This is a genomic window from Virgifigura deserti, from assembly GCA_003576685.1.
GTDB classification, from domain to species: Bacteria; Pseudomonadota; Alphaproteobacteria; order Dongiales; family Dongiaceae; genus Virgifigura; species Virgifigura deserti.
The window spans coordinates 137,685-159,987 of record QOZR01000003.1; the positions used below are offsets into that span (position 1 = coordinate 137,685).

23 protein-coding genes are annotated in these 22,303 nt (G+C 64.1%); 8 read left to right on the plus strand and 15 right to left on the minus strand.

The genetic code is table 11. From position 1 onward, the window contains the following. Positions 1 to 27: 27 nt before the first annotated feature. The 11 genes from DT069_RS06250 to DT069_RS06300 all read right to left on the minus strand — a co-directional run bounded on the left by DT069_RS06250 (position 28) and on the right by DT069_RS06300 (position 10,550). Positions 28 to 951: an energy transducer TonB family protein gene (locus DT069_RS06250; protein WP_119459438.1), complete on the minus strand. Its 924-nt coding sequence runs from the start codon at positions 949 to 951 to the stop codon at positions 28 to 30. Continuing rightward, positions 951 to 1,310 (minus strand): ExbD/TolR family protein, encoded by a 360-nt coding sequence (locus DT069_RS06255; RefSeq protein WP_162913012.1) that lies wholly within the window; start codon positions 1,308 to 1,310, stop codon positions 951 to 953. Before DT069_RS06255 ends, DT069_RS06250 begins: the two co-directional genes overlap by 1 nt. 55 nt (positions 1,311 to 1,365) lie before the next feature. Then, positions 1,366 to 1,794, minus strand: coding sequence for an ExbD/TolR family protein (locus DT069_RS06260; RefSeq protein ID WP_119459440.1), 429 nt, complete (start codon positions 1,792 to 1,794; stop codon positions 1,366 to 1,368). Further along, complete coding sequence (locus DT069_RS06265; protein ID WP_425450046.1) at positions 1,748 to 2,455, minus strand: MotA/TolQ/ExbB proton channel family protein; 708 nt, start codon at positions 2,453 to 2,455, stop codon at positions 1,748 to 1,750. The genes DT069_RS06260 and DT069_RS06265 overlap by 47 nt, the downstream gene beginning before the upstream one ends. Before the next feature lie 179 nt (positions 2,456 to 2,634). Then, positions 2,635 to 3,081, minus strand: coding sequence for a Tat pathway signal sequence domain protein (locus DT069_RS06270; protein ID WP_425450047.1), 447 nt, complete (start codon positions 3,079 to 3,081; stop codon positions 2,635 to 2,637). Between the two features lie 157 nt (positions 3,082 to 3,238). Beyond that, entirely contained in the window at positions 3,239 to 5,026 is a 1,788-nt protein-coding gene (locus DT069_RS06275; protein ID WP_425450048.1) for an ABC transporter ATP-binding protein, read from the minus strand. Positions 5,027 to 5,199: 173 nt separating this feature from the next. Beyond that, positions 5,200 to 6,198 (minus strand): ABC transporter ATP-binding protein, encoded by a 999-nt coding sequence (locus DT069_RS06280; RefSeq protein ID WP_119459443.1) that lies wholly within the window; start codon positions 6,196 to 6,198, stop codon positions 5,200 to 5,202. Beyond that, entirely contained in the window at positions 6,198 to 7,175 is a 978-nt protein-coding gene (locus DT069_RS06285) for an ABC transporter ATP-binding protein (RefSeq protein ID WP_119459444.1), read from the minus strand. The genes DT069_RS06280 and DT069_RS06285 overlap by 1 nt, the downstream gene beginning before the upstream one ends. A gap of 4 nt (positions 7,176 to 7,179) precedes the next feature. Beyond that, positions 7,180 to 8,037: an ABC transporter permease gene (locus tag DT069_RS06290; RefSeq protein ID WP_425450049.1), complete on the minus strand. Its 858-nt coding sequence runs from the start codon at positions 8,035 to 8,037 to the stop codon at positions 7,180 to 7,182. Then, on the minus strand, positions 8,034 to 8,975 hold the full coding sequence (locus tag DT069_RS06295; RefSeq protein ID WP_119459445.1) for an ABC transporter permease: 942 nt from the start codon (positions 8,973 to 8,975) through the stop codon (positions 8,034 to 8,036). Before DT069_RS06295 ends, DT069_RS06290 begins: the two co-directional genes overlap by 4 nt. Before the next feature lie 60 nt (positions 8,976 to 9,035). Further along, positions 9,036 to 10,550 carry an ABC transporter substrate-binding protein gene (locus DT069_RS06300; protein ID WP_119459446.1) on the minus strand — a complete coding sequence of 505 codons (1,515 nt, stop codon included), beginning with the start codon at positions 10,548 to 10,550 and terminating at the stop codon, positions 9,036 to 9,038. Between the two features lie 146 nt (positions 10,551 to 10,696). On the opposite strand from DT069_RS06300, the gene DT069_RS06305 reads away from it, so the two are divergent. The 3 genes from DT069_RS06305 to DT069_RS06315 all read left to right on the plus strand — a co-directional run bounded on the left by DT069_RS06305 (position 10,697) and on the right by DT069_RS06315 (position 15,467). Then, positions 10,697 to 11,686 carry a serine hydrolase gene (locus DT069_RS06305; RefSeq protein ID WP_119459447.1) on the plus strand — a complete coding sequence of 330 codons (990 nt, stop codon included), beginning with the start codon at positions 10,697 to 10,699 and terminating at the stop codon, positions 11,684 to 11,686. Positions 11,687 to 11,823: 137 nt separating this feature from the next. Further along, entirely contained in the window at positions 11,824 to 13,782 is a 1,959-nt protein-coding gene (locus DT069_RS06310) for a PhoX family protein (protein ID WP_119459448.1), read from the plus strand. Positions 13,783 to 14,048: 266 nt separating this feature from the next. Next, complete coding sequence (locus tag DT069_RS06315) at positions 14,049 to 15,467, plus strand: carbohydrate-binding domain-containing protein (RefSeq protein WP_162913013.1); 1,419 nt, start codon at positions 14,049 to 14,051, stop codon at positions 15,465 to 15,467. 155 nt (positions 15,468 to 15,622) lie between these two features. Here the strand turns inward: DT069_RS06315 and DT069_RS06320 are convergent, their stop codons facing one another. After that, the gene (locus DT069_RS06320) at positions 15,623 to 16,456 is read right to left on the minus strand and encodes a nickel/cobalt transporter (RefSeq protein ID WP_162913014.1); all 834 of its coding nucleotides are present in this window, start codon (positions 16,454 to 16,456) and stop codon (positions 15,623 to 15,625) included. A gap of 115 nt (positions 16,457 to 16,571) precedes the next feature. Further along, positions 16,572 to 17,165, minus strand: a complete 594-nt coding sequence (locus DT069_RS06325) for a DUF1007 family protein (protein ID WP_119459451.1) — start codon at positions 17,163 to 17,165, stop codon at positions 16,572 to 16,574. 102 nt (positions 17,166 to 17,267) lie between these two features. Here DT069_RS06325 and DT069_RS06330 point away from each other — a divergent pair, with 102 nt between their 5' ends. Further along, on the plus strand, positions 17,268 to 17,549 hold the full coding sequence (locus tag DT069_RS06330; RefSeq protein WP_119459452.1) for a hypothetical protein: 282 nt from the start codon (positions 17,268 to 17,270) through the stop codon (positions 17,547 to 17,549). 34 nt (positions 17,550 to 17,583) lie between these two features. Here DT069_RS06330 and znuA read toward each other — a convergent pair whose 3' ends face one another. Next, the gene (znuA, locus tag DT069_RS06335; RefSeq protein WP_425450050.1) at positions 17,584 to 18,597 is read right to left on the minus strand and encodes a zinc ABC transporter substrate-binding protein ZnuA; all 1,014 of its coding nucleotides are present in this window, start codon (positions 18,595 to 18,597) and stop codon (positions 17,584 to 17,586) included. A 137-nt stretch (positions 18,598 to 18,734) separates the two neighbouring features. Here znuA and DT069_RS06340 point away from each other — a divergent pair, with 137 nt between their 5' ends. Genes DT069_RS06340 through znuB form a run of 3 tightly spaced genes read left to right on the plus strand, consistent with a single transcriptional unit; the run spans position 18,735 to position 20,871 of the window. After that, complete coding sequence (locus DT069_RS06340) at positions 18,735 to 19,280, plus strand: Fur family transcriptional regulator (protein WP_425450051.1); 546 nt, start codon at positions 18,735 to 18,737, stop codon at positions 19,278 to 19,280. Further along, entirely contained in the window at positions 19,277 to 20,074 is a 798-nt protein-coding gene (znuC, locus tag DT069_RS06345; protein ID WP_119459454.1) for a zinc ABC transporter ATP-binding protein ZnuC, read from the plus strand. The genes DT069_RS06340 and znuC overlap by 4 nt, the downstream gene beginning before the upstream one ends. Further along, complete coding sequence (gene znuB, locus DT069_RS06350; protein WP_119459703.1) at positions 20,074 to 20,871, plus strand: zinc ABC transporter permease subunit ZnuB; 798 nt, start codon at positions 20,074 to 20,076, stop codon at positions 20,869 to 20,871. Before znuC ends, znuB begins: the two co-directional genes overlap by 1 nt. A gap of 5 nt (positions 20,872 to 20,876) precedes the next feature. Here znuB and DT069_RS06355 read toward each other — a convergent pair whose 3' ends face one another. Then, a complete protein-coding gene (locus tag DT069_RS06355) occupies positions 20,877 to 21,416 on the minus strand; it encodes a sigma factor-like helix-turn-helix DNA-binding protein (RefSeq protein WP_119459455.1) in 540 nt (179 codons plus the stop codon). A gap of 341 nt (positions 21,417 to 21,757) precedes the next feature. On the opposite strand from DT069_RS06355, the gene DT069_RS06360 reads away from it, so the two are divergent. Beyond that, positions 21,758 to 22,216: a PRC-barrel domain-containing protein gene (locus DT069_RS06360; RefSeq protein ID WP_119459456.1), complete on the plus strand. Its 459-nt coding sequence runs from the start codon at positions 21,758 to 21,760 to the stop codon at positions 22,214 to 22,216. Positions 22,217 to 22,303 lie beyond the last annotated feature (87 nt).

A 22,303-nucleotide genomic window follows, 5' to 3' on the forward strand; every position in this document is an offset into this window, starting at 1 on the left:
CATAGCGGGCGGGAGCGATCCCGCCCGCTATCTCAAGAAGAACTGGATCGGCACGACCAGTTCCAATTGCGCCTGCTGCATTTCCTCCGGCATGGCCGGCAGCGGCTGGGCGCGCTCGATCATCTCCTCGACTTCCCTGTCCAGCGCCCGATGGCCGGAGCTGCGCTCGACGCGGTAGGACAGCACGTGCCCCTGCCGATCCATGACGAAGCGAAGCAGGACGGTTCCCTCCTGACGCCGTAGCTGCGCCCGGCGCGGATACTCCTTGTGCCTCTCCAGCCAAGCCTGGAGTACCGCCGTATAATCGGTCGTTGCACCTGCCAAGCCTCCGCCGGCCGTCCCGTCACCGCTGCCGGCGCCTGGCTCCGCCTGAATGCCGGACTTGCCGCCGGCCCCGGGCGGCGGGGTCGGCTCAGGCAATGCCGCGGTCTGGGTCGGCGGAGACTCTGCGGCCGGTGGCACGGGCGCCGGCTCGATGCGCGGCTGCGCCGTTACCGGCGGTTTCGGCTTCACGGGCGGCGGTGGTGGGGCCTCGACAACCTCCTGTACCGTTGTCTCCTCAATGACCGGCTCCACCTCGGCGACCTCGACCTCTTGGACCGGCTCCACGGGCTCTGGTTCCGCGACCGCCGTTTCTTGGGGCAGGATTTCGGCGGTCTCAACTGGCGGAAACTCCACCGGCTGGGCCGTTTCGACCGGCGGCGCGTCGACGGTCTCGACCTCCGGGGTCACAACCGGAGCCTCGGTCGCCTCGACAATCTCGGCATCCGACACCTCGGTCACCGCCTCGGCGCCAGGAGCGCCGCCCGCAGGGCCGAGCGACACCTCCACGCCTCCGAAGCCGGCGCTCACCGCCCCCGCCTGCGGTTCATGGAACAGCAGCACCGCACCGGCATGTATTGCGGCGGCAACGGTCAGGGCGGCCAACCAATGGTGGAGACGAAGCTCCATCAGCCCCTCGCCGCCGCGAGCAGGGTCAGCTCGGTCACGCCGGCCGCGCGGAGCATCTCCATGACGGTGATGACCTGCTCCGCCTCGGTCGCGCCGTCTGCCTTCAGCCGGACACGCATATCTGGATCGGCCGCCAGCTTGGCGGCAACCTGCTGACGTAGACCGGCCTCGTCGACATCCTGCCCGTCGAGCGCCAGCCGGCCGTCGGCCGCCATCAGCACGACCATCTCCGGTTCACCGACGGCCTCCTCGCTGGCGCTTTCGGGCGGCGCCACTTCGAAAAGGTCCGTGGCGGACAGTGTTCCGGCCAGCATGAAAAAGATCAGCAGAAGGAAGACGATGTTGATCAGAGGAATCACACCCTCCTCCCCGTCCCGGCGCGTTGCGGATCGATATCGCCTCATGGCTCTTCCTTCAGTTCCGCGTCAGCGACAGGTTCGAGACGCCGGCAGCCGTAGCGGCATCGAGCACCGTGACAACCCGCTGCAACGGGACGCCCGCGGCCGGCTGGATCAGCACGCGCTGATCCGGCTTGCGGTCGAGGTGAGGCCGAAGCCGCTCGTCGAGAGCGTCGAGCGTCACCGGGCTGCCGCCAAGATCGAGGCTGCCGTCCGCCATCACCCGGATCAGCACCGCCCCGTCCATCGACGTACCGGCCGCCTGCGCCGCTGGCGCGTCCAGCATGATCGCGCGCCAGTCGAGGAAGCTCGACGCCAGCATGAAAAAGATCAGCAGAATGAAGACGACGTCGATGAGCGGCGTCAGGCTGATCAGCCGTTTGCCGCCACGCGCCGGATCATTCCGCAGGCTGAACTTGTGCGCGGCGGAGCGGGGTCGGTTCATGACTGTCTTCCGGTTCGGCAAGCTCGCGGGTGAAGACCTGCGTGACGGCGCTCTCCATGTCGTGACCGAGGCGGTCGACAGTGCGTTCGAGACCGTTCAGCACCGCAACGACGGGAATGGCCACGGCGAGACCGGCCGCGGTGGTGAGCAGCGCCACCCAGATGCCGCCCGAGAGAATGGCCGGATTGACTTGGCTGCCGGCCCCCTCCAGCTGCTGAAAAGCGTCGATCATACCGAGCACGGTGCCAAACAGCCCGAGCAGCGGGCTCAAGGTGGCGACGACCTCGAGGATGCGGAGATGCGAGCGCAGGGCTTCCAGGGAGTCGCTGCCAACGCGCCAGACCTCCTCGCGCACGACATCGCTCCCCACCCGCTCCTGTCGAACGCCGCGGATCGCGACCTCCAGGGCGCGTGCAATCGGGTTGCGGGAGCCATTAAGGGTCGCCAGCGCCTCGCCGCTTCGGCCAGCGCGATACTGCGCGAGCGCGGCACCGATGAACCGGCGCTCGCCGATCCGCACAGTCCGGAACTGGTAGAGCTTCAGAAGGATAACGGTCAGCGCCACGACGGAGAAGCCGAGCAGGATGACCACCACCGGTCCGCCGGTCTGGATGAGCTCCAGAACCTGCCCGAAGGCACCGTCGGGCGACGGCGAAGCCATAGCGGGATCTATGGGGGCCATGACATCTGAAGGAGGCGTTTGTTCGTCCATGGGACCTGTCTTATCGGCTGACGCGGAGTGGCGCGGGCCACCGTGCTCCGCAGGTTATTGATATTGCGAGTCGCTCGCAACGATTATCGGCGGAACAGACTGGCCGATACATAGTTGTTTATGCTTAATTATTTGATGAACGGCACGGCGGCGCGCGAACTCGGCGCAAGCAATCCGGCGCAATCGGTGCGCGCGCCTTGGCTATCCTGGCAGGCAATCAAATCGTTAAGCAAAATCTGCCCGATCTCGGCGCAGGCGAGGCCCTGGATATCGAACAGCTTCACGCTCGTCTTGCCCGCCGGCAGCGGCGCGCCTTCCACGGCCAGTCGCTTGGCGATCACCCCGTCCGGGTCGAACATCACGAGGTCGAGCTTGAGGGCGTCGAAGGCGCTCTCGGTAGCGTTCTCGAACAGCAGGTAGGCGCAACAAGCGCCGCCCATTTCCTCGAGCTTGTTGAGCTCGACCCGGACCTTGGCCTCGGCAACCTCCTCTTGCGCGACTGCCGGCCAACACATGGACAGCAGTGCCGCGGCGAGTATCGTGACGGCGCCGGCCCGCTTTGGAAATGGGCTCATGCTCATAGTCTCTCTTTCCCGCCCTGGTAAGGCTGCGCCCTCCCGAGGCCAACTCTGTGATTGCAGTTGGGACACTACTGAGATTGCGACCCATTCGCAACCTAGAACGGGTTTAGAGTGTCGCCCATCAGCCCGTTGCTCGGGGCCGATCGGGTCATCATTCGGCTTCTGCCGCGATATCCCGAACGGCCGCATCGACATCGCGGGTGATGGACGTCAGGCGCCCGGCCTCCATCACCAACAGAAGGTCGCACCGCCGCAGCGTCGCGAGACGGTGCGTGATCATGAATGTCGTGCGGCCCTCCATCAGCCGCTCGATGCCTCGGAGGATCGCGGCTTCGGTCTGCACATCGACGGCGCTGGTCGGTTCGTCGAGGATCAGGAGGGGCGCATCGCGCAGGAACGCCCGCGCCAGGGAGAGGCGCTGGCGCTCGCCACCGGAAAAGCGCACCCCCCGGTCCCCGCAAAGCGTGTCGTAACCGTCCGGCAGCTTCATAATAAAATCGTGGGCCTCGGCCGCCTCCGCGGCAGCCATGATCTCCTTCATCGGGGCATTCGGGCGGGAATAGGCGATGTTCGCGGCGACCGTGTCCGAGAACAGAAGCGAGTCCTGCGACACGACGCCAAACTGACGCCGGAGATCGGCGATCCGGTAATCGCGGAGATCGACGCCGTCGAGCAGGATCCGCCCCGACGTCGGATCATAGAGGCGGATCAGCAGGCTAATCAGCGAGCTCTTGCCGGCGCCGGTCCTGCCGACGATTCCGACAGAGCTGCCGGCCGGCACCGCGAAGCTGATGTCGTGGAGGGTCGGCTTCCGGGGGAAATAGGCGAAGGACACGTTCTCGAACGTGATTGCGCCGGCCGCCCGGGCAAGCGGGCAGGCGCCAGGACGGTCGATCAGCGTCGGCGTCTCGTCAAGAAGCTCGAAAGCGCGCTCCACGCTGGCCAGCGCCCGCTGCTGCATGGCGATCTGCGCCCCCATGGTCTGAAGCGGCTGATAAAGCTGTGCCAGATAAGCCATGACCAGCAGCAGATCGCCGATCGTGAGTTCGCCTGCCTGAACGTCGCGGACGCCGATATAGAGCACCAGCGCCGTCCCGCAGGCGATGAGCAGCCCGACAAGGAAGTTCAGCGATGCTTCGGCGAACGCGGCGCCAACACGAATCCTGACTGCCGACCCGGCCTGCGTCTCGAACCGGTGCCGCTCGCGCTCCTCGGTGCCGAACGTCTTCACGAGACGCAAGGCGCCGAGGGCCTCATGCAGGACGGCGACCGCCGCGCTGTGCTGCTCGTGGGCCGCGCGCCATTTCTCGCGCAGATAAGGACGGTAAAGGCCCGTCAGCAGCATAAGAAACGGCGCGATGGCAAGTGCGACCAGCGCGATCTTGCCGTTGATCGCGGCCGTCACGTAGAGCATGCCGGCGAAGGAGAATGCCGCTCCGATGAAGGGCAGGACGATCTGAATGACCAGCATCTGCAGAGCGCCCGCATCCTGCCCGATACGGTAGATCGCATCCGCCGTCCCCTTGGTCTCGTGATGCACCAACGACAGGCGTTGCACATGGAGAAACAGGCGCGAGCGGAAATCCGCCACGAGATGTTCGGCGGTGTAGTCCCGCAACACCCAGCTGAATACGGTGTGAATCCTGCTGAGCAAGGCAACCGCGATCACCAAGCTGATCGACAGCCAGAGCCGGGCGTCGGGCGTGCCGGAAAGGGCTTCCGGTAGAAGCCGGTTGAGAAACGCTGGCAGCGGGTGATCGCCGAGCACGCTGTCGACCGCGATCTTGAGCGGCAGCGGCGTCAGAAGGGCAAGCGGCATGAGGGCAAGACTGAGAAGCAGCATGCCCAGGAGATTCAGCCGGTAAGGCCGGATCTGTCGCCAGACCCGGCGATAGATCGCGAGCGTAGAGGCGGATGGCTTGTGGGAGCGTTCAGTCACATGTCGACGCGATCAAGCAGTGGGGCCTCCGTACCGGCTCCGCCATGCCATGGGCGGCGACCAATACGGTACCTGTCGGTCCAGCCCCCATCGCACTCGGCCGAAAACACCCCCTTATAGATAGGTCTTATGGCCGTCACGCGACAGGGCCACGGCAAGCTCCGATTCGTTGATCAGTCCCGCTTGAAGGCCTCTATGCAGCGCGCCCCATGATCGCCGCGCCACCGCAGCTCCTGCGCCTGTGCACGGCATGCATCATGCGCCAACGGGCAGCGGACATTGAAGGCGCAACCCGACGGCGGCGAGCTCGGGTCCGGCGGCTCCCCCTCGAGACTGACGGCCTCCGTTCGCCGCGTGGGGTCGGGCTGCGGCAGTGCCGAGAGCAGAGCGCGCGTATAGGGGTGCTGCGGGTCCTCGAAAAGCTGATCGGCGTCCGCGATCTCGACGATCTCGCCGAGATACATCACCGCGATCCGCTGGCTGATATGGCGCACCACGTTGAGATCGTGCGCGATGAAGAGGTAAGTGAGGCCGAGCCGGCTCCGAAGATCCTCGAACAGGTTCAGAATCTGCGCCTGGATCGAGACATCGAGGGCCGAAACCGGCTCGTCCGCGATAATGACGTCCGGTTCGAGCGCCAGCGCCCGGGCAATGCTGATCCGCTGCCGCTGGCCGCCACTGAAGGCGTGCGGAAGCTGGGATTTCAGGCCCGGCGGCAAGCCGACGGTCGACATCAGCTCGTCGACCCGATCGGCGATCTCACCGCGCCCCCGCCGCAGGCCATGCACCCGGATCGGCTCTTCGAGCGCCTGGGCCACGGTCAGACGCGGGTTCAGCGACGAATAGGGGTCCTGAAAAATCATCTGGAGCTCGCGGCTCAGCCGTTGCCGATCATAGCCGTCGCCGCTGACCTTCTCACCGCGCAGGAAAACGGTACCTTCCGTCGGCTCGTGGAAGCCGGCAATGCAGCGCCCAAGCGTGCTCTTGCCGCAACCGCTCTCGCCGACGAGACCCAGCGTCTCGCCCGGAGCAAGCGTCAGCGTGACGTTGCGCACCGCCTGAAGGGGATGCGGCGCCTGTGACATGACAATATGGGACAGCGACCGACGCTGTGCGAAGGTCTTGGAAAGCCCCCTCACCTCCAGGAGCGGAGTATCCGTCGAGGCCGGCATCACGATGGTTCGGCCCCACGTCTCAGGCAAGCGACCCGATGGGGCGCGTCGACCGGCAGCAGGGCCGGCGCTGTACTACGGCAAGCCTCGACGGCAATCGAACATCGCGGATGGAAGCGGCAGCCCGGCGGCGGATCCGCAAGGTTCGGCGGCGCGCCGCCGATCGGCTGCAGCGGCTCGCTGCGCTTCTTGCCCCCCGGCAGGGAGTTGAGAAGCGCGATCGTGTAAGGATGGAGCGGCCGGGCAAACAGGCTCGGCGTTTCGGCCGTTTCGACGATGCGTCCGGCATACATCGTGGCGACACGGTCGCAGGTCTGGGCGACGACGCCGAGATCATGCGTCACCAGGAGGACACTCATCCCATATTGCTCCCTCAGCCGCAGGATCAGCTTGAGGATCTGATCCTGGATTGTCACGTCAAGCGCCGTTGTCGGCTCGTCCGCGATCAGCAATTTGGGCCGGCAGGCCAGAGCAATCGCGATCAGGACCCGCTGGCGCATGCCGCCGGAGAACTCGTGCGGCCAGCTGTCGAGACGCTGTTCGGCCGAGGGCACGCCGACCTGCTTGAGAAGCTCGATCGCCTCGAGCCGCGCTGCGCGGCGGCCGATGGATTCGTGGCGAATAAGCCCCTCCGCGATCTGGTCGCCGACGCGCATGGTCGGGTTGAGCGAGGTCATGGGGTCCTGGAACACCATGGCGATTTCGCGGCCGCGGACCCGCGTCATCTCGGCCTCGGACAGGCACGTCAGGTCGCGACCGGCGAACTCGATGGTGCCGCCGGTAATCCGGGCCGGCGCACCGGCGAACAGGCGCAGGATCGAGCGGCATGTGGCGCTCTTTCCGCAGCCGCTCTCGCCGACGAGGCCGAAGACCTCGCCTTCCCGGATCTCAAACGAGACGCTGTCGACCGCCTGGACCGGACGCGTCTTCGACTCGAAAACGGTCACCAGGTCTCGCACACTCAGAAGCGGTGCCATCGCCTCAGCCCTTTGGCCGCAGCAGGTCGTCCAGGCCATCGCCGAGCAAGGTGAAGGCGATCCCGGTGTAGATAATCGCGAAGCCCGGAAAGGTTGAGATCCACCATGCATCGAAGATGAAGTTGCGTCCGTCGGCGATCATCACGCCCCATTCCGGCGTCGGCGGCTGCACGCCCAGCCCGAGGAAGCTCAGCGCCGTCACCGCAAGAATCGTCAGGACCACATCGGCCATCGCATAGACGATCGCCGGCGTGATCGCATTGGGAAGCACATGGCGCAGAATGATGCGCAGGTGACTGTAGCCGAGAAGGCGCGCGGCCATCACATATTCGGACTGCCGCACGCTCAAGACCTCGCCCCGGACGATTCGCGCGAAAGAGATCCAGACGACGAGCGTGAAGGCCAGATACATGTTGCCGGTCGAGGGCCCGAGCGTCCCGACAATGGCGATGACCAGGACATAGAACGGAAAGGCCCAGAGGATGTCGACGATCCGCATCAGGATCCGGTCGGTGAGGCCACCGAAATAGCCGGCCACGGCGCCGACGGTCGAGCCGATCAGGAAGGGCAGCACGACACAGACCGTCGCGATCTGCAAGTCCACGAGACCCGCCGCCAAGACGCGGGTCAACACGTCCCGCCCGAGATTGTCGGTGCCGAACCAGTGGACCGCACCGGGCGGACGCAAGGCCTCTGCGAAGTCTACCTTGAGAGGGTCATAGGGGCTGAACAGCGGCCCGAGCAGAACCGCGGCCAGGAGTATGACGAGCATCGCCAGTCCCGCCGTCAGCGGCGGGTTCAGGCGGGGAAGACGTCGTTGCCTTGGAGACGCGGTCGGCGTCTCCGTGATCGTGGTCGTCACTCCAGTCGGATCCTTGGGTCCACGGCGGCATAGGCGACATCGGTGATCAGGCTGATCAACATCACCAGGGCCGCAAAGGTCACGGTCAGCCCCTGAACGACGGGGTAGTCCCGCGTGAAGATCGAGGTTACGAGCAGGTCGCCGACGCCCGGCAGGGCGAACACCGCCTCAATCACGACTGTCCCGCCGATGATCCAGCTCGTATGAACGCTGAGCACCGAGATCGTGCTGATCAGCGAGTTGCGCAGGACGTGCCGGCGCAGCACGGCGTTCTCGGGCAACCCCTTGGCGCGGGCCGTGTCAATGAAATCGGCCGTGCGCACCGCAATGATGCTGCTGCGCAGGCTTCGGATCGTCAGCGCGGCCGTTCCCAGCGCGATGACGAAGGCGGGCAGGAACAGATGCCAGAGATGGCCGAAGACGCCTTCGCCGTAACCCGACACGGGAAAGATCGGAAACTTCAGCCCGAAGAGGAGGATCAGCAATACGCCGAGCCAGAAAGGCGGCATCGACATCGCCACGACGAAGACGGCTTTGATGGCGAAGTCGATCCACGAGTTGCGTCGGACCGCCGCGAGCATGGCGAGCGGCACGGTCAGAATGATGGCAAGGACGGTGCTGTAGGCGATGAGGACGAGCGTCGGCGGCAGGCGTTCGAGGACCACGGTCGCGACCGGGCGCCGCTGGGTGATCGACTGCCCGAAGCTCCCATTGGCCATGTCGCCGAGAAAGGTCAGATATTGCTGCCAGAGCGGCGCGTCGAGGCCGAGCTGGTGGCGCAGCGCCTCGACCTCCTCAGTAGAGCCGCGCGCACCGATCAGCAGGCTGGCCGGGTCGCCCGGCAGCACGCGCAAGAGCAGAAAGGCGACGATCGTGATTCCGATCAGCGCCGGAATCATCTGGATCAGCCGCAGAAGAACAAAGCGAAGGACGATCATGAAGGCGGGATATTCCGTCGAGGAGACGGACCCGATCTGCCGACCGGGTCCGCTCGGATACTATTGCAGTTTCACGTTCTCAAGCCGCCAGTTGGACGTCGGCAGAATCGCGAACCCCTCGACGTTGCTCCGGGAAGCGTAAGGCGCACCCATGTTGTAGAGGAAAATGAAGGGCGCACCGTCGTGAACGATCTGCTCCATCTCCTTGAACATCGCCCCGCGCTCCGGCCCGTTCGGGGTGCGCCGCTCCTGCTCATAGAGCTCATTGAGCCGCTCGCTGCGCCACTCGGTATGATAGGCGTTGGCGCGCTCCGGGTTGACGGCCGTGAAGCCGATCAGCTGGTCCGGATCGATCGTGTCGCTCGTGGCATAGCTCAGCGACATCTCGTAGTCGCCGCTCTTGGTCGTATCCCACTGCGCGCCGGACTCGATCAGCTGCAGCCGAACCTGGACGCCGACCTCGGCCAGATTGGCCTGAATGGCCGAGGCCACCTGCTGGTAGGTGGCGTCGCCCGACGGAACGAGCATCGTCGTCGAGAACCCGTCGCCTAGACCGGCTTCGGCCAGGAGCGCCTGGGCCTTGGCCGGATCGTGCGGATAGGGCTCCAGCTCCTCGTTGTGATAGGCCATGACCGGCAGCGAGCTGACCGCCGGCTTACCGTTGCCGAAGAGGATACCCTGAACGATGCCTTCCCTGTCGACGGCGTAGTTGAGGGCCTGCCGCACGCGCTCGTCGCCGAACGGCTCTTTCGTGGTGTTGAGCTGAACCAACTCGATCCGGAACACGTTGGCGACCCCGGCGTCGATGTTGGGATCGGCGCCGAGCGAATTCACTTGATTGAAGGGTACGCCGATGATGGCGTCGAGGTTGCCCGAGCGGAGCTGCAGCACACGGCTGTTGTCCTCGCCGACGACAACGAGCTCGGCGCCGTCGACATAAGGCTTACCCTCCTGCCAATAGTGTGGATTTGCCGCGAGCACCATCTTCCCGCCGCGCTGCCACTCCTCCAAGACGAAGGGGCCGGAGCCGATCGGGTTCTCGAAAAAGGCGTTGCCCTGGCTCTCGACGAGATCGGCCGGCAGGACCGCGGCGCTGAACATGGCGAGATTGTTGATCAGCGGCGTGAAAGGCTCGTCGAGCTTGACCGTGACCGTTCGATCGTCGACCGCCTCGACCGCGACGATTGGTCGGAAGAAGCCGCTCCAGTTCGAGGACTCGCTTGCCGCACGCTCTAGGGAGAAGACGACATCCTCGGCCGTGACCGGGTCGCCATTCGAGAACTTCGCCTCACGCAGGTGGAAGGTGTAGCTCTTGCCGTCGGCGCTCTGCTCCCAGCTTTCGGCCAGTCCGGGCATCAGCTCCGTGCCGTCCTCGGTCGGCCGCACGAGCTGGTCATAGATGAGAAGCTGGGCCCAGATCGAGGCGTTGTCGCTCGTCGCGATCGGGTCGAGCGACAAGGCGTCCGTCTTGACGCCGAGCCTGAACGTCTCGGCCGCGGCCGGCGCATTCGCAACCGACAGGCTGGCCGCAGCCAGCAGGGCGAATGCAACGGCCCGTAATGGGTTGGTCCGCATGTGAGTATCCTCTCCCGTCCTAAACTTTGGTGTCGCGTTTGATTTTTGGCGTCATGGGGCCAGCGGGCGGCATAATTGCAAACCTTCGTGGGCTAAGCCACCGTCTTTTGCATGACCGTCTGCATCGCTGACAAATCAGCTTGCCGATGCAAGCGAAGAATATCATCCTGCCGCAAAAGTGGGTCGAGAGGAAGACGATGCCGTTTTGGGATGTGGACGAACGCCTGGATACCGCCGGGCGCGAATTGGTCGACGGGATACTGACGCGCAACCGGGGTCAAGGCCTGGGGCCGGAGGATCTTTCCGTCGCCTGGGTCCTGTACGATCCCGCACATCTCGAGGCCGGGCGGCCGCCGCGAGGCTACGGCCATCGGGCAGATCTCTCCTTCTATCCCTGCAGCGTCGTCAAATGCTTCTGGCTGGCCGCGTGCCACGCCCGCCTCGAGGAAGGCTACATCCAGCCTCACCCGGAACTTGATCGTGCCATGCATGACATGATCGTCTGGTCGAGCAACACGGCCACGAACTATGTCATCGACCTCGTGACCGGGACCACGGGCGACACGCTTCTCGACGAAACCGCCTTCGCTGAATGGGCGGAGAAGCGCAACTGGACCAACCGCTACTTCCGGTCGCTCGGCTGGCCGGAGATGGCGGACATCAATGTCTGCCAGAAGAACATGGATGATGACCGCTATGGCCGGGAGCGCCAGTTCGTCGGCGAGGGAGGGCGGAATCATAATAGCCTGACGCCGAACGCGACGGCCCGCCTCTACCACGAGATCTTTCACGGCCGCAGCTTTCCGGCGGAACGGTGCCGGATGATGCGCGACCTCCTCGCCCGTCGGCACGATCGGGAGTGGGTCGAGCAGAACCCGAACGCCCAGGTTAAGGGCTATTTTGGAGCAGGACTGCCGGCTGAGGCGAAGCTTTGGTCGAAAGCGGGCTGGACCGGCTGGACGGGCGATGCCACGAACAGCTATCGGCGCCACGACTCGGCCTATATCACGGTGCCGGGACTTCCGCCGTTCATTCTCGTCATCGCGACGCAAGGCAAGGCGATGAGCGCGGATGAGCACTGTCTGCCGCACGCCGCACGCTCCGCAGTCGAAATTCTTGAATCGATCTGCCGCTAGAGAGTTCTGTCCTACCAAGTCCTTGCGCTCCAAAGCGGCGAGCGGTTTCATTCTCCCGTCATAGGCTCATCACCGCCGCGTCACACGCCGCGCGTACCGTCGGCCGGACACGGAACGACAGGCGGAGAGAACAGGTCATGCGCTTGAGCCAGCGATATGCGCCGATCGTCGTGAGGGACAGCGACGACATCGGCTCCAATCCCACGGACGCCCGCCCGATGATCGAGATCGTCGAGGCCCGGCTGAGCCGTCGCGGCCTGCTGAAGGGGGTGGCCGGCAGCGCCGTCGCCAGCGCGTTCGGCAGCAGCATGTTTGGCTGCGCTACGCTTGTCCCCGGCAATCCGTCGACGCTGACCTTCGAGGAGATCGCCCGCGGCATCGACGAAACCCATCATGTCGCGCCCGGCTATGCCGCGGAGGTGCTGATCCGTTGGGGCGACAAGGTGGTGAAGGATGCACCCGCCTTCGACCCGCGGAACCAGAGCGCCGGCGCGCAGGCGCGGCAATTCGGCTATAATTGCGACTTCATTGCCTATATGCCGCTGCCGGTCGGATCGCGCAATTCCGAGAACGGCCTGCTTTGCGTCAATCACGAATACACCAGTGCCGAGTTGATGTTTCCCGGCTTGACCGAGAAGAACAAGCTCGACCGGACCGATAAGTACCGGACTGAGATCGAACTGGCCGCGCATGGCCATTCCGTTGTCGAAATCCGCAAGCACGGCAACGGATGGCGCGTGGTCGAGGACAGCCCCTACAACCGCCGCGTCTCGCTGAGCGGGACGAAGATGCGGGTCGCCGGTCCGGCAGCGGGCCATGCGCGGCTGAGGACCAGCGCCGACCTGACCGGCCGTGAGGTGATCGGCACCGCCAACAATTGTGGCGGCGGCTGGACTCCGTGGGGCACCGTGCTGATCGCCGAGGAGAATTTCGATGGCTATTTCGGCGGCAGGACCGAAGGGCTGCCGCAGGCCGCCGCCTACAAGCGATATGGAATCTCAGGCGACAGCCAATACGCTTGGTGGAAATTCCATGACCGCTTCAACCTCGAAAAGGAACCGAACGAACCCAACCGGTTCGGCTGGATCGTCGAGATCGATCCCTACGACCCCGAGTCCGTTCCGGTGAAGCGTACCGCGCTGGGCCGCTTCAAGCATGAGAACGCCCATGCGATCCTGAACAAGGACGGTCGGGTCGTCGTCTATATGGGCGACGACGAGCGGTTCGATTACGTCTACAAATTCGTGACGTCCGGGCTCTACGATTCGGACGATCGTGCCGCCAACATGAACCTGCTCGACAAGGGCACGCTCTATGTCGCCAGGTTTCATGACGACGGCCGTATGGAGTGGCTGCCGATCGTCCATGGCGAGGACCCGCTGACGCCGGAGAACGGTTTCGGCGACCATGGCGATGTGATGATTGAGGTCCGGCGCGCGGCCGATCTCCTGGGAGCGACACCGATGGATCGTCCCGAGTTCGTGGTGCCCAACCCGGTGAACGGCCGAGTCTACGCGATGCTGACCAATAATTCGAAGCGCGGGCTGGACCAGATTGATGCCGTCAATCCGCGCGCGAACAACACCACCGGTCATATCCTGGAGACGATTCCGCCAGGCGACGGCGCCGAGGCCGACCATGCAGCAACGGATGGCCGCTGGGAGATTTTCCTGCTCGCCGGCGACCCCACCTTCGGCACGACACAATATGGTGACGGAACGAGCGACAAGGGCTGGTTCGCCTGTCCGGACGGCTGCACCTTCGACAGCAAGGGTCGCCTGTGGATCGCAACGGACCAGGGCGGAGCGCAGGCAGAATTCGGCATCGGCGACGGCATCTGGGCGACTGATACCGGCGGCGACGGCCGTGCGGTCACCCGCGCTTTCTTCCGCATTCCCATTGGCGCCGAAGCGTGCGGGCCTTGCTTTACGCCGGACGACAAAACCCTTTTCGTTTCCGTGCAGCATCCGGGCGCCGACGGGCTCTCTTCATTCGACAGGCCGTCGACTCGATGGCCCGACTTCGCCGACGGCATACCGCCGCGCCCCTCGGTGGTCGCGATCACGAAACTGGACGGCGGCGAGATCGGCAGCTGAGCTGCGTTTCGATTTTTCGGCGTTATACATTGCCGCCCCGGAGAATAAGCACTCCTGAAATATTGTAGAGCGCTGAATACTTCGTCCTTCCAGATGATTCCTTCGCCTCGAAATTGCCCTCTTATTGCCACTGGCGGACCACCCCCGATTCGTGTTGTGAATTTGGCACTTCGATAGCTGAAGGGGTCAGCTGTCGGCCACCGGTCGCTTCGAGGCCGGCGGTTTGGATTTCATCGGAACTGTCTATACTAAGGGGGAACAAGCCAGTGGCTTTCCAGGCATCCGGACGCGACCTGTGGGTCGGCAGTGGCGAGCAGTACACGCGGCTGAAGGACGCCATCGCCGCGTCGCGGGACGGCGATACGATCCATCTGAACGCCGGTACATATGTGAACGACTTCTCCACGATCACGAATTCGGTTCGTATCGTCGGTGAAGGCGGTAAGGCGCATCTGAAGAGCACCGTTTCAGACATAAGCAACGGCAAGGGAATCCTCGTTGTCCGTGCAGATGTCGAGATCGAGAACCTCGAGTTCTCCGGCGCCAAGGTGTCGGCTGACAACGGCGCTGGTATCCGTTTCGAGACGGGCTCGCTGTCGATCAAGAACAGCTATTTCCATCATAACCAGAACGGGATCCTGACCGCGCATCCGTCGGACGGCCGTGTCTCGATCGACAACAGCGAGTTCGCCTACAACGGTGCCGGCGACGGCCAGTCCCACGGCATCTATGTCGGCAGGATCGCCAGCCTTACGGTGACCGACAGCTATTTCCACGACACCCGGGCCGGGCATCACATCAAGAGCCGCGCCGACGAATCCACCATCGTCAACAACCGGCTGATCGATGGCGGCGGCAACGCGGACTACAACATCGACCTGCCGGACGGGAACCATGCGGTTATCCGCGGCAACGTGCTGGACCAGAGCAGCAGCAGCGCCAACCGCACCATCGTGCATTACGGCGGCGAGGGGTCGAGCTACACTGGCAGCCTGCTGGTCGAAGGGAACGAGTTCATCAGCCACGGCGGCAACGGCACCGGCGTTCGGAACCAGACTCCGATCAATGTTCGCATCGAGGACAACGTCTTCCACAACGTCGACACGGTCGCCCGCGGCCCGAACAGCCAGAGCAACAACACGGTCTATGACGACCTCAGTCACGTCGGTGAGCCAGCGCCCGCGCCCGAGCCGGCCCCGTCGCCGGAGCCAGAACCCGCTCCCGAGCCCACGCCTGATCCGGAACCGGACTCGAGCTCGTCTACGATTGATCTTCGCGTTCGCGTATCGGGCGACGACTATAACGGAGATCCGAAGTTCAGTCTCTATCTCGACGGCCAGAAGCTCGGCACGAAGGCGGTCGCCGCCGACCATGACCAGGGCGAGTGGCAGACCTTCACGTTCTCCGGCACCGCCGATGCGGACGGGCCGGACGAGGTCACCCTCAGCTTCCTCAACGACGGCTGGGGCGGCTCGAGCGCCAAGGACCGCAACCTCTATGTCGACTGGGTCGAGGTGGATGGCACGCGACTCCAGGCAGAGGACGCGACCTATGAACGCAGCAACGGCCAGACGCTGGCGGGTCAGGAGAAGATGTCCTGGAACGGGAGCCTGACGTTCGACACGGACGGCGTCGAGCTTCTCGGTATCGCATCGAGCCCGGCAGACGACGGAATGATCGGATAGGCTCCCGAGCGGCCCGATGACGGGCCGTGCCTCAACCTGGCGGGGAGGACGGTCGTCCGCCCTCCCCTTTTTCTTTCACGCTCGATCAGGCCCTACTTGTTTGAATGAGAGGGCGATTCACAGATCAGGTTGCATCAACCTGATCGGATCGTGCTCTAGGTGAAGCTGCCGGCCAGCAGGATGCCGCCCAGCCCCGTGATGAGCAGCGCACCGACCGCACCGAACACCGTTTGCAGCATCTCCCCGCGGCGGGCATTGCCATTCGCCGCCAAGGCGACGGCCCGGCGGCGGGTATAGATGCTGGCCACGCCGACCGCCGCGAGCGTCGCGGTCATGCCAAGTCCGATGCCGAAGGTCATCAGGATCCCGCTCGCGACAATGCCGTTGGCCAAGCTGTATACAAGAATCAAGACCGCGCCGGAGCAAGGGATAAGACCGACGGCGAACGACAGGACACCGCCGTACCGGTGGTCGGCCGCTACGCCGCAGCCGCAGTGATGCGTCCCCTCCTCCGACCGCCCGGTAGTGGTCGAGCCATCGGCCGACGGCACGAACCATCGCCGTGCCGTCGTCGCGAACATCCAGAAGCCGATGGCGGTAATCGCGCCATAGCTGACGATCTTCAACGCCCGCATCTCATTCACGGGCTTCGATAGAATTCCCTCGAGCACGAACTGCGCGGCAAGGACGATGACGATGGCGGCAGCGACATGGCACAGCGCGATCAGGCCGGCCATCCAGAGACCTTTCAAGATCCCGGCGTCGCGTGACAGGAAATAGGAAACCACGACCGCCTTGCCGTGACCCGGCCCCGCAGCATGGGCGGCGCCATACAGGAAGGCGATCGCGAAGCCGAGTACGAGCGCCAGGCTCGAACGGCCCGCCTTGATCTCGACCATCTGGCGCGTGATCAGCCGGTTGATGTCGCGCTGCAACAGCATCAGCCTGCCGCCCAGCTTCTGAAACATGGTCGGCTCGGCTGACCGCACGGCGCTCTCCTGCTGTGCGGGTCCGGTCTCAAACGGATTAGCGACCGCCGATGTAGAGCCGAATGCGAGCATCAGGCCCAACAGGCAATATTGCGCAATTCGACGGAGCATCATTCTAACCTTCCCGGCAATCGAGACCGATCTGTTCCGGATGGATCAAACCGAAGTAGTAGGGTGCGTTCTTATTCTCGGTCACGGTGACGCCGCAGGGCATCTCCGCCTCGCCCTCCATCGTGGGCGGCCGTTCCGGGTCCAGGACGATCTCGACATAGTAGTCCGCATCATAGATCTCGGCCCGAAGGTCGGTTCGACGCGGGTCGGTGGGAGCCGGCAGCGGCACGAAGAAGCTGTAGACTACCTGATCACCGTCACGCGCGGCCGAGAACTCGCGGATTTCGGAAGCCGGCACCGCCTGTCCATCGATCAGGAGATGGGTGAAATAGCCATATTCCTCCAGATTGGCGAAGGCTCCGTCCTCGATCGCAGCGACCTCCGCAGCATCGAAGGCTCCGTCGCCGTTCCGGTCGAAGTCCGCGATGATGGTGCTGCTGAAAACCTCGTCAAACGCCCATTGCAGCCGCAATCCGGTGACGATTTCTCCCGAGAAGACGAAGGTCACGGCATTGGTGATAAAGATATGCGGATGAGCGTCGACGGCCTTCGCGAACGAAAGACCGGCGCACAGGATCAGTGGAAAGATTCTCTTCACGCCTTATAATCCGATTGATCCCCTAACGATTCGTTTCCTGTCGATTGACGGGGCAGTGGGCGCCCCCTAGGCTAGCCTTCGTCGGTCTTCGAGGTGACGCCAATGACTGCAATCAACCGCCGCCGCTTTCTTGCCGGGTCCGCCCTCGCCGGCGCCGGCTTCCTGACGGCCGCCGGCGCACCGGTCGCGGCCCGTGCCTTCTCGTTCGAGTCCGCGAACCAGGAAACCCACAAGGCCTACTTGAATGCCTGCTCGATCAATAGCGTGCATGACGAGCTGATCGAGGAGGTCGTGTCGAAGCTTGGTGACAGGCTCTCGCCCGAGGAGGTCGAGGCCACACTGGCGAGCCTCTCCTGCCCATATTGCGGCTGCCCGTTGGGGTGAGCTGCCGACGACGCCCGGCCTTCCAGGCACCGCTCTAGTCGGCAAGGCAGCTCTTCAACGATCCGGCCAAGTTGCGCATCAGCTCGAAATAGAGGCCGGGGCCGTTCGACAGGTCAGCGCCAAGCGGATCGAGTTCCCCGGTCCGCGCTGCGGTGCCCTCGCGGAGGGTATCGACGAGGGCCGGTTCGAACTGCGGCTCACTGAACACGCAGCGCACATCGAGGCCGGAGATCTTCTCGCGAATTTCATGCAAGCGCTGAGCGCCCGGCTGCCGCTCGGGGCTGACCGTAATCGATCCCACCGCGGCCAGATCGTAGCGCGACTCGAAATACTGGTAGGCGTCGTGGAACACGACATAGGGGACGTCCTTCACCGGGGCGAGGGCCGCCGCGAGCTCCCGATCGAGGGCGGCGAGCCTATCGGCGAGCCGGTCGCCGTTCGCCCGATAAATCGGGGCGTTTTCCTGATCCTGCTCGCTCAATGCCTCCACCATGGCTGCGACGATCCGGCGCGCATTCCCCGTGTCGAGCCAGAAATGCGCGTCATAGTCAGTGTGATGATGCTCGCCTTCCGCGGCATGGTCATGATCGTCCCCACGGTCCTTCCCGTGGCCATCCTCATGGGCGTGCTCTGCTGCTCCATGATCGTGTTCATGATCGTGATCATGCGCCTCCCAGTCTCCACCGGTTCGCGGCTCCAGGAGTCTGATGCCTTCGATTTCGGCCAGCTCGACGATATGGGCGTCGCCGGCAAGATTGGCGATCGGCGCGGTCAGATAGGTCTCCAGCCCCTCCCCGACCCAGAATACCAGGTCCGCCTGGCTGAGGGCTCTGGCGTCCGACGGTCGCAGGGCATAGCTGTGTTCAGAAGCCGCGCCGTCGACCAGCAGCGCCGGCGTTCCCACACCTTCCATCACGCCGGCCGCCAGGGAGTGGACGGGTTTTATGCTGGCGACGACGTTCGGCTCCGCCATTGCCGCGGTGGCAAGGCCGGCACCGGCGAGTGGCGAAACCAACACAAGCTTGAGCAAGAGAGATCCGAGACGCATGAGGGCCGACTCCATTGTGGATTGATATGAACGCATCCGCCCGACACCTCCGGGTGGATCGGTGCCGCTTGGAATGTTATAATGTTTCCCCACTTGATACATTATAACGTTTCTTCGTCAAGGGCAGAGAGGCGGACATGGCGAAAATGGCCACGCAAACCGAGGGGCAGACCAGAAGCGCCTTCCCGCACCGGCACCACAACCATCAGCGTTGCGTCGATCAGGCGCTTGGGAAGGCGCTCTCACTTTGCGAGGAGCGCGGCGCCCGCCTCACTTCATTGCGGCGCCGGGTGCTGGAACTCGTCTGGCGCAGCCATGAGCCCGTCGGCGCCTACGACATCCTGGAACAGCTTCAGCGCGACGGGCACAGAGCGGCGCCGCCCACGGTGTATCGTGCGCTGGAGTTTCTCCGCGACCAGGGCCTGGTCCATCGAATCGAATCGCTGAATGCTTTCGTCGGCTGCCCGTATCCTGACGAAAGCCATGTCAGCCAGTTCCTGATCTGCACCGCCTGCAGCGAGGTGGCGGAAATCGACGGGACGAAGATTCGCGCCGCCGCATCGCGGAATGCGGCCGCGGCGGGGTTTGCCATCGACCGTCTGACCATCGAGCTGCGGGGGCTGTGCGCGCGCTGCAACGCTCACGACCAGGGCAGCTCGGAACCGCATGACCACGCCCGATGACGAACGTTAACGCGGCATCCCTGGTTCGGGTCGAATCTGTCTCGCATCGTTTCGACCGCGATGCGGTCCTGCAGAACGTCGATCTGGCCGTTGCCCCTGGTGAAATCGTTACGCTGATTGGTCCGAACGGCGCCGGCAAGTCCACGCTCGTGCGGATCGTGCTCGGTCTGATTCGCCCGAGCAGCGGCCGCGTCACACGGCGGCCGGGGCTCGTCATCGGCTATATGCCGCAGCACTTCCATATCGAGGATGGCCTGCCGATCACTGTCCGGCGGTTCCTTTCACTTGCCCGCGGCAGTGGCCCGGAAGCGCTGGAAGCGGCACTGGCGGAGGTCAGCGCCCTGCACCTGATCGACAATCCGTTTCAGGGCCTGTCCGGCGGAGAGACCCAGCGCGTGCTGCTCGCCCGCGCACTGGTCCGTAACCCGGACCTGATGGTGCTCGACGAACCGGTGCGGGGCGTCGACGTCAACGGTCAGTTGGAGCTGTACGACCTGATCACGCGGATCCGGAGCCGGCGGGGTTGCGGCATTCTGATGGTCTCGCACGACCTGCATCTGGTGATGGCCGCGACCGATCGGGTGATCTGCCTGAACCATCATGTCTGCTGCGCCGGGCGGCCGGAGGCGGTGAGCGCGCATCCGGAGTATCTCGCGCTGTTCGGCCCGGCGACCGGAGAACGGCTGGCCGTCTACACCCACAGCCACGACCACCGGCACGACCTCGCCGGCGAAGTGGTCGATGACCCGGCCGCGGGGCGGGATCGGCGGCGCAGCGTTGGGAGCGGATCGTGATCGACGATTTCCTATGGCGAGCCCTGCTTGGGGGCATCGGCATCGCCCTGGTGGCGGGCCCCCTCGGTTCTTTCATCATCTGGCGGCGAATGGCCTATTTCGGTGATTCGCTGGCCCATAGCGCGCTTCTCGGCGTCGCGTTCGGTTTCCTGTTTGGGGTCGACCTGCAGTTCGGCGTGCTCGCCGTCTGCATGCTGCTTGTGCTGATGCTGGTGGCGCTGCAGCAGCAAAAGCGGCTGGGGGCCGACACCTTGCTCGTGATCCTGGCCTATAGCGCGCTGTCGATCGGACTGGTTGCCGTCAGCTTCATGGAAAGCCTGCGGGTCGATCTACTCTCCTATCTTTTCGGCGACATTCTCGCGATCGGCCCCGTCGATCTCGTCTGGATCTACGGCGGCGGGGCCGTAACGCTGGCGCTGCTGGCGGCAATCTGGCGGCCCTTGCTGGCCATGACCGTGCATGAGGAGCTGGCCCGCGCCGAGGGCGTGCCGGTAGCCGCCCTGCGATTCGTCTTCATGCTGGCGATCGCACTGGTCATCGCGATCGCGATGAAGATCATCGGCATCCTGCTGATCACGTCGTTGCTGATCATCCCGGCGGCAACGGCGCGCCGCTTCGCCCGCACACCGGAGCAGATGGCGGCTCTGGCGAGTCTGATCGGCTGCCTCGCCGTCGGCGGCGGACTCGCCGGATCGCTCCGGTTCGACACGCCATCGGGCCCGTCGATCGTCACCGCCGCCGCCGTTCTGTTCCTCCTGAGCCTCGTTGCCGGCGGATTGGCCAGTATCCGGCGCTAAAACCGTCAAAGGAAGGATCTGCCGGCCACCCCTTTCCTCGGAAGCTCTACCCGCTCGACGAGCGCCGCGGGCGACAGTTCCGCCACGTCGCGCTGACTCAGGTAGAGACGCTTCCGCGCCTCCGAGACGCGCGCCTGCACCGTGGCGGGACTGATGCCAAGGACTTCCGCGGCTTCTTCCGAGGTAAGCCCTTCAAGCCCGGTAAGAAGCAGAATCTGCCGATCCTCGATCGTGAGCCGGTCGAACGCGACCCGGAAGGCGTGAAGCTCGGCCGGTTCTTCACTATCGCCAATGAAGCGAGACGAAACGGGTCGCTCGCCGGACGCCCGACGCGCATGCTCACCCTGTAACAATGCAAGCAGCCAGACCCGAAGGTCGGTCGTCGATGGGGCGAGGTCGATCCGCGACACCGCGCGCTCGAGACAGTCTCGAACCAAGGCATCAGCCAGCTCCCGATCACGCGTCAATGCGCGGGCATAGCGGCGAAGCGAAGGCAGATAAAACTTGATTGTGCTGGTCGTCCGATCAGACGGAACTTGCGGCATTCACTGTCTCCTAAGGTCATGAGAAACATACGACCCATCTTTGCGAGTAGATGTCGCTTCAAGATGCGAATACAGCAATAGGAAAATTTTTGTAACACGAAATTGACACGACTCTGCAGAGTACCGGCTGCCACAAATCTGCCTTATGGGTTAATTTTGTATACGCCTGTGGCATTGTTTTTATTTTATTTCTTCAGAATCTTATCTACCCTTGCACAACTTTGACACACCCGCCATTCGCGCCATTTAATATTACATTTTCCACGCGGAACCTCGGCGAACTTGGAACGTTTTCCGAGCGCAAGGCGGACGGGGAAGGCCGTCGAATCAGGAGGGTGAGGATGTTGAAGCATCTGCTATCGACCACAACCGTCGCACTGATTCTGTCGGGTGCGGTGGGGGCTCAAACCCATGACACTGTGATCGCGACCGAAGGCGCGACCCAGATGCGAGCCGATAGCCTGATCGGCATGACGGTCCTGACGACCGATGGCGCCGTGGTCGGCGACGTGACCGATCTCATCCTGGACCAGGACGATCGCCTCAGGGGTCTTATCGTATCAACCGGCGGTCTTCTCGGCTTCGGCGGCAGGGATGTCGGTGTCTCCTGGGACCAGGCCGAAGTCCGGTCGGCCCCGGAAACCAATGACCCGATCGTCGTGCTGAACCTGATGCGAGCCGACATCAAGGCCGCTCCCGACTTCAAAACACAGGAGGATGTCGAAGCCGAACAGCCGGCAACGGGAGTCGAGCAGCAGTTCGACCAAGTCCTTCCGACGTCCGGCGGCATGAGGCCGTAACCCGGCGGCAAAGCCCGAACGCTATGGAGACTGCCCTGCATTCGAGAGCAGCCCTTTCTTTTCACGAGCGGCGCGTGAACTCGCCGC

Excerpts from the sequence above, each read along its gene's own strand:
- DT069_RS06265 (WP_425450046.1), bottom strand. The coding sequence starts at position 2,455 with ATGGCTTCGCCGTCGCCCGACGGTGCCTTCGGGCAGGTTCTGGAGCTC.
- DT069_RS06300 (WP_119459446.1), bottom strand. The coding sequence starts at position 10,550 with ATGCGGACCAACCCATTACGGGCCGTTGCATTCGCCCTGCTGGCTGCG.
- DT069_RS06305 (WP_119459447.1), top strand. The coding sequence starts at position 10,697 with ATGCAAGCGAAGAATATCATCCTGCCGCAAAAGTGGGTCGAGAGGAAG.
- znuA (WP_425450050.1), bottom strand. The coding sequence starts at position 18,597 with ATGCGTCTCGGATCTCTCTTGCTCAAGCTTGTGTTGGTTTCGCCACTC.
- DT069_RS06280 (WP_119459443.1), bottom strand. The coding sequence starts at position 6,198 with ATGCCGGCCTCGACGGATACTCCGCTCCTGGAGGTGAGGGGGCTTTCC.
- DT069_RS06330 (WP_119459452.1), top strand. The coding sequence starts at position 17,268 with ATGACTGCAATCAACCGCCGCCGCTTTCTTGCCGGGTCCGCCCTCGCC.
- DT069_RS06270 (WP_425450047.1), bottom strand. The coding sequence starts at position 3,081 with ATGAGCCCATTTCCAAAGCGGGCCGGCGCCGTCACGATACTCGCCGCG.
- znuC (WP_119459454.1), top strand. The coding sequence starts at position 19,277 with ATGACGAACGTTAACGCGGCATCCCTGGTTCGGGTCGAATCTGTCTCG.
- DT069_RS06355 (WP_119459455.1), bottom strand. The coding sequence starts at position 21,416 with ATGCCGCAAGTTCCGTCTGATCGGACGACCAGCACAATCAAGTTTTAT.
- DT069_RS06340 (WP_425450051.1), top strand. The coding sequence starts at position 18,735 with ATGGCGAAAATGGCCACGCAAACCGAGGGGCAGACCAGAAGCGCCTTC.
- DT069_RS06360 (WP_119459456.1), top strand. The coding sequence starts at position 21,758 with ATGTTGAAGCATCTGCTATCGACCACAACCGTCGCACTGATTCTGTCG.
- DT069_RS06310 (WP_119459448.1), top strand. The coding sequence starts at position 11,824 with ATGCGCTTGAGCCAGCGATATGCGCCGATCGTCGTGAGGGACAGCGAC.
- DT069_RS06250 (WP_119459438.1), bottom strand. The coding sequence starts at position 951 with ATGGAGCTTCGTCTCCACCATTGGTTGGCCGCCCTGACCGTTGCCGCC.
- DT069_RS06295 (WP_119459445.1), bottom strand. The coding sequence starts at position 8,975 with ATGATCGTCCTTCGCTTTGTTCTTCTGCGGCTGATCCAGATGATTCCG.
- DT069_RS06285 (WP_119459444.1), bottom strand. The coding sequence starts at position 7,175 with ATGGCACCGCTTCTGAGTGTGCGAGACCTGGTGACCGTTTTCGAGTCG.
- DT069_RS06260 (WP_119459440.1), bottom strand. The coding sequence starts at position 1,794 with ATGAACCGACCCCGCTCCGCCGCGCACAAGTTCAGCCTGCGGAATGAT.